Genomic DNA, 3566 nt, shown 5'->3' on the forward strand with positions numbered 1-3566 from the left:
TTACATTATGATTACTTATTACAAAAATAGTAAAGGTTTAGTTCAAACCGAAAAACGTGAAGAAAACTGCTGGATTAATGTAGTTTGTCCCACAAAAGAGGAAACCAAATTCCTTCTCAAAGAACTACAAATTCCCGAAGATTTCTATAGTGATATTGAAGATATTGACGAACGACCACGTATCGAAATCGAAAACGGTTGGACACTTATCATTCTGCGAATTCCTTTCAAAAGCAACGATCCAAAACTACCATTCAACACGGCACCATTGGGTTTAATGTTCAAAGACGATGTTTTTGTTTCTCTTTGTTTTCACCAAACCGACATTCTTACGGATTTTGTCATATACACCAAACGCAAGAAAATAACCATCGAAAATGATTTTGATTTAGTATTAAAATTATTGCTTTCCTCAAGCATTTGGTTTTTGAAATATCTAAAGCAAATTAACCAAAGAATAAAACTCGCCGAAGACAATCTTGAAAAATCCATAAAAAATGAAGAACTTCAAGCTTTATGGCAAATTGAAAAGTGTTTAGTATTCTTTGTGACTTCTTTAAAAGGTAATGATGTTTTGTTTCGCAGAATCAAGAATTTAAAAAACCATAAAGATACTTTTGACCCGGAATTGCTAGAAGATCTCGAAATCGAATTACGTCAAGCAGAAGAAACCACAAACATTTATAGCAACATCTTAACAGGAATGATGGACGCTTACGCTTCGGTAATCTCAAACAATTTGAACGTTATTATGAAAAGGCTGACTTCAATTTCCATCATTTTGATGATACCTACAGTAATTGCAAGTTTGTACGGAATGAATGTGCCAAATAATCTTCAGGAAAACCCTTTCGGATTTTGGATCGTATTGTTAATTTCACTTATAATTTCTATTTCTGGCGTGTTCTTGTTCAAGAAAAAGAATTTGTTCTGATTTTTCAGGAGCTATTTCCCGCTTTCCGTTTCAATCCACGCCCAAAAGCGTGGGATTTTCACTTCACTCGGGGCTAGAAACCCTAGAAAACGAGAATTTTTACTAATACGACTTATATCCTCAATAATTTAAAGACTTAAATTTTCAGACATTTACTTTCTATTTCGCCTTTTATACTATATTTGTAAAAAAATATAACAATTACAACTAAAAAAGTTACAATGATAACAATAGCAAATCAATTCGGGATAGAATCAGCCCTAAAACAATTAGGTATTGAAGCCATAAACGAAGGAACTTCAACCGGAGCAAACAATTTTGCACACGGAAAAATCATCGAAAGCTATTCGCCTGCTGACGGAGCTTTAATAGCAAAAGTAAAAACTTCTACTAAAGAAGATTACGAAAAAGCAATGCAAAAAGCCTCAGAAGCTTTCTTAGAATGGCGTATGGTTCCTGCACCAAGAAGAGGTGATATTGTTCGCCAAATGGGAGACGAATTAAGAAAATTCAAAGAACCGTTAGGGAAATTGGTTTCTTACGAAATGGGAAAAAGTCTTCAGGAAGGATATGGCGAAGTTCAGGAAATGATTGACATTTGTGATTTTGCAGTGGGATTGTCACGTCAGTTGTACGGATTAACAATGCATTCTGAACGACCACAACACAGAATGTATGAGCAATACCACCCGATAGGAACCGTTGGAATTATTTCGGCGTTTAACTTTCCAGTGGCAGTTTGGAGTTGGAACGCAATGATAGCTTGGGTTTGTGGCGATGTTGCCATTTGGAAACCAAGTTCAAAAGTGCCTTTATGCGGTATTGCTTGCCAGAATATTATAAAATCGGTCTTAAAAAGAAATAATGTTCCCGAAGGCGTAAGTTGCTTGGTAACCGGAAATGAATCTGGGGATTTAATCAACAATGACACAAGAATTTCCTTGGTTTCTTTTACAGGATCAACAAGAATTGGGCGTCACGTATCGAAAACCGTTGCAGAACGTTTTGGAAACACTATTCTTGAACTGGGAGGAAACAATGCGATTATCGTTTCGGAACACGCTGATATCAGCATGGTATTGGTTGGAGCCGTTTTTGGAGCCGTTGGAACTGCTGGTCAACGTTGTACTTCGACGCGTCGTTTAATCATTCACGAAAGTGTGTATGATAAAACCATCAGCGTTTTGAAAAATGCCTATGGTCAATTGCAAATCGGAAATCCGTTGGATGAGAACAACCACGTTGGACCACTTATCGACAAAGGAGCAGTTCAGGAATATTTGAATGCAATTGAAACTGCCAAAAAAGAAGGTGGAAAAATCATCGTAGAAGGCGGTGTGGTAGAAGGCAAAGGATACGAAAGCGGATGTTATGTAAAACCGTGCATCATTGAAGCCGAAAATCATTTTGACATTGTTCAATCTGAGACTTTTGCACCAATTTTGTATGTTATGAAATATTCCACAATTGAAGAAGCAATTGCATTGCAAAACGGAGTTCCACAAGGACTTTCCTCTTCAATATTCACAAATAGTATGCGAGAAATGGAATTATTCCTTTCTCAATCTGGTTCAGATTGCGGAATTGCCAATGTAAATATTGGAACTTCAGGAGCAGAAATTGGAGGAGCTTTTGGCGGAGAAAAAGAAACTGGCGGAGGACGTGAATCGGGTTCCGATGCTTGGAAAGCCTACATGCGAAGACAAACGAATACCATTAATTATGGAACTCAACTTCCATTGGCACAAGGAATAAAATTCGATTTGTAAAGTGTTTTAAATAATAAAAAAGCGGCTTGATGAAAATCAAGCCGCTTTTTTTATAAATAATAACTAGTCTAAATTGAATGAAACCCCAGCATTAAAAGAAGGACCATTATTATATTTTGAAGCAGCATCTGCATCATATTTTGCAAACGGAACAGAAAATTCAGAAAAAACACCAAATCCATCTGTGAAGAAATATCGTGCTCCAATGTGACCACCAAAGTTTTTCAAGCCTAAATTCAAACCAGGATACAAATCAAATTTTGGATCTACATTAATTACATTTCCTAAATTGGCATTAAATCTTAATTTAGCATCAAAACGATAATCAGCACCTGGTTTTTCACCTAAATACTCATCAACTCCTAATAAATAAGAAGCAAGAACTCCAATAGAGAAGTTTTCCCCTAAACCGTAATCGGTTGAAGCTACTATTCCAGTGCCACCATCTTGAAAAGTCATCCCTACGTTTACCTTTGTGTCTCCTTTTCCTTTAAATGCTTGAGCATTTACCATACAAAATGCTCCTAATAATACGAATGTAAAAATCTTAGTCATAGTTTATTTTTTTTTACAAATATAGTTTTTTTTAATTTCTTCCTTTTTCACTCGGATATAAACTTGGTAAAGGTTCACTTTGCCAAAATTCTTTTGTGTCAACATCTAAAATTGTTAAGGGACCTTTAAAAGCCGCTCCTGTATCAACATTCCAAACGTTGACCATTTTTACTGGCGTGGTTTTGCCAATTCTGGAAACTGGTGTATGACCAATGTAGATTTCTTTGTATAAAGTCAATCGTTTTGGATATAATAAGTCACTCTTTTTCATCTTTTTATCCAATGCTAATGCGGTTTCCCACAGTGTT

Annotated in this window: 3 protein-coding genes and 1 pseudogene; 2 read left to right on the top strand and 2 right to left on the bottom strand. The window is 35.9% G+C overall.

Going from position 1 to position 3566, the window contains the following annotated elements; all coding sequences use genetic code 11:
- A partial coding sequence (locus ACH2BV_RS08255) for a magnesium transporter CorA family protein (RefSeq protein WP_395050249.1) occupies positions 1-934 on the top strand: 934 nt, incomplete at its 5' end.
- Positions 935-1155: 221 nt separating this feature from the next.
- Positions 1156-2703, top strand: a complete 1548-nt coding sequence (locus ACH2BV_RS08260; protein ID WP_395050250.1) for an aldehyde dehydrogenase family protein — start codon at positions 1156-1158, stop codon at positions 2701-2703.
- A 63-nt stretch (positions 2704-2766) separates the two neighbouring features.
- Here the strand turns inward: ACH2BV_RS08260 and ACH2BV_RS08265 are convergent, their stop codons facing one another.
- A complete protein-coding gene (locus tag ACH2BV_RS08265; protein WP_395050251.1) occupies positions 2767-3258 on the bottom strand; it encodes a DUF6646 family protein in 492 nt (163 codons plus the stop codon).
- A 31-nt stretch (positions 3259-3289) separates the two neighbouring features.
- Positions 3290-3566 (bottom strand): annotated as a pseudogene (locus ACH2BV_RS08270) (serine/threonine protein phosphatase); the annotation flags it as partial.

This window comes from Flavobacterium sp. (assembly GCF_043780635.1).
Classification (GTDB): domain Bacteria; phylum Bacteroidota; class Bacteroidia; order Flavobacteriales; family Flavobacteriaceae; genus Flavobacterium.

Coding starts and splice junctions, on each gene's coding strand:
- ACH2BV_RS08260 (WP_395050250.1), top strand. CDS start 1,156: ATGATAACAATAGCAAATCAATTCGGGATAGAATCAGCCCTAAAACAA.
- ACH2BV_RS08265 (WP_395050251.1), bottom strand. CDS start 3,258: ATGACTAAGATTTTTACATTCGTATTATTAGGAGCATTTTGTATGGTA.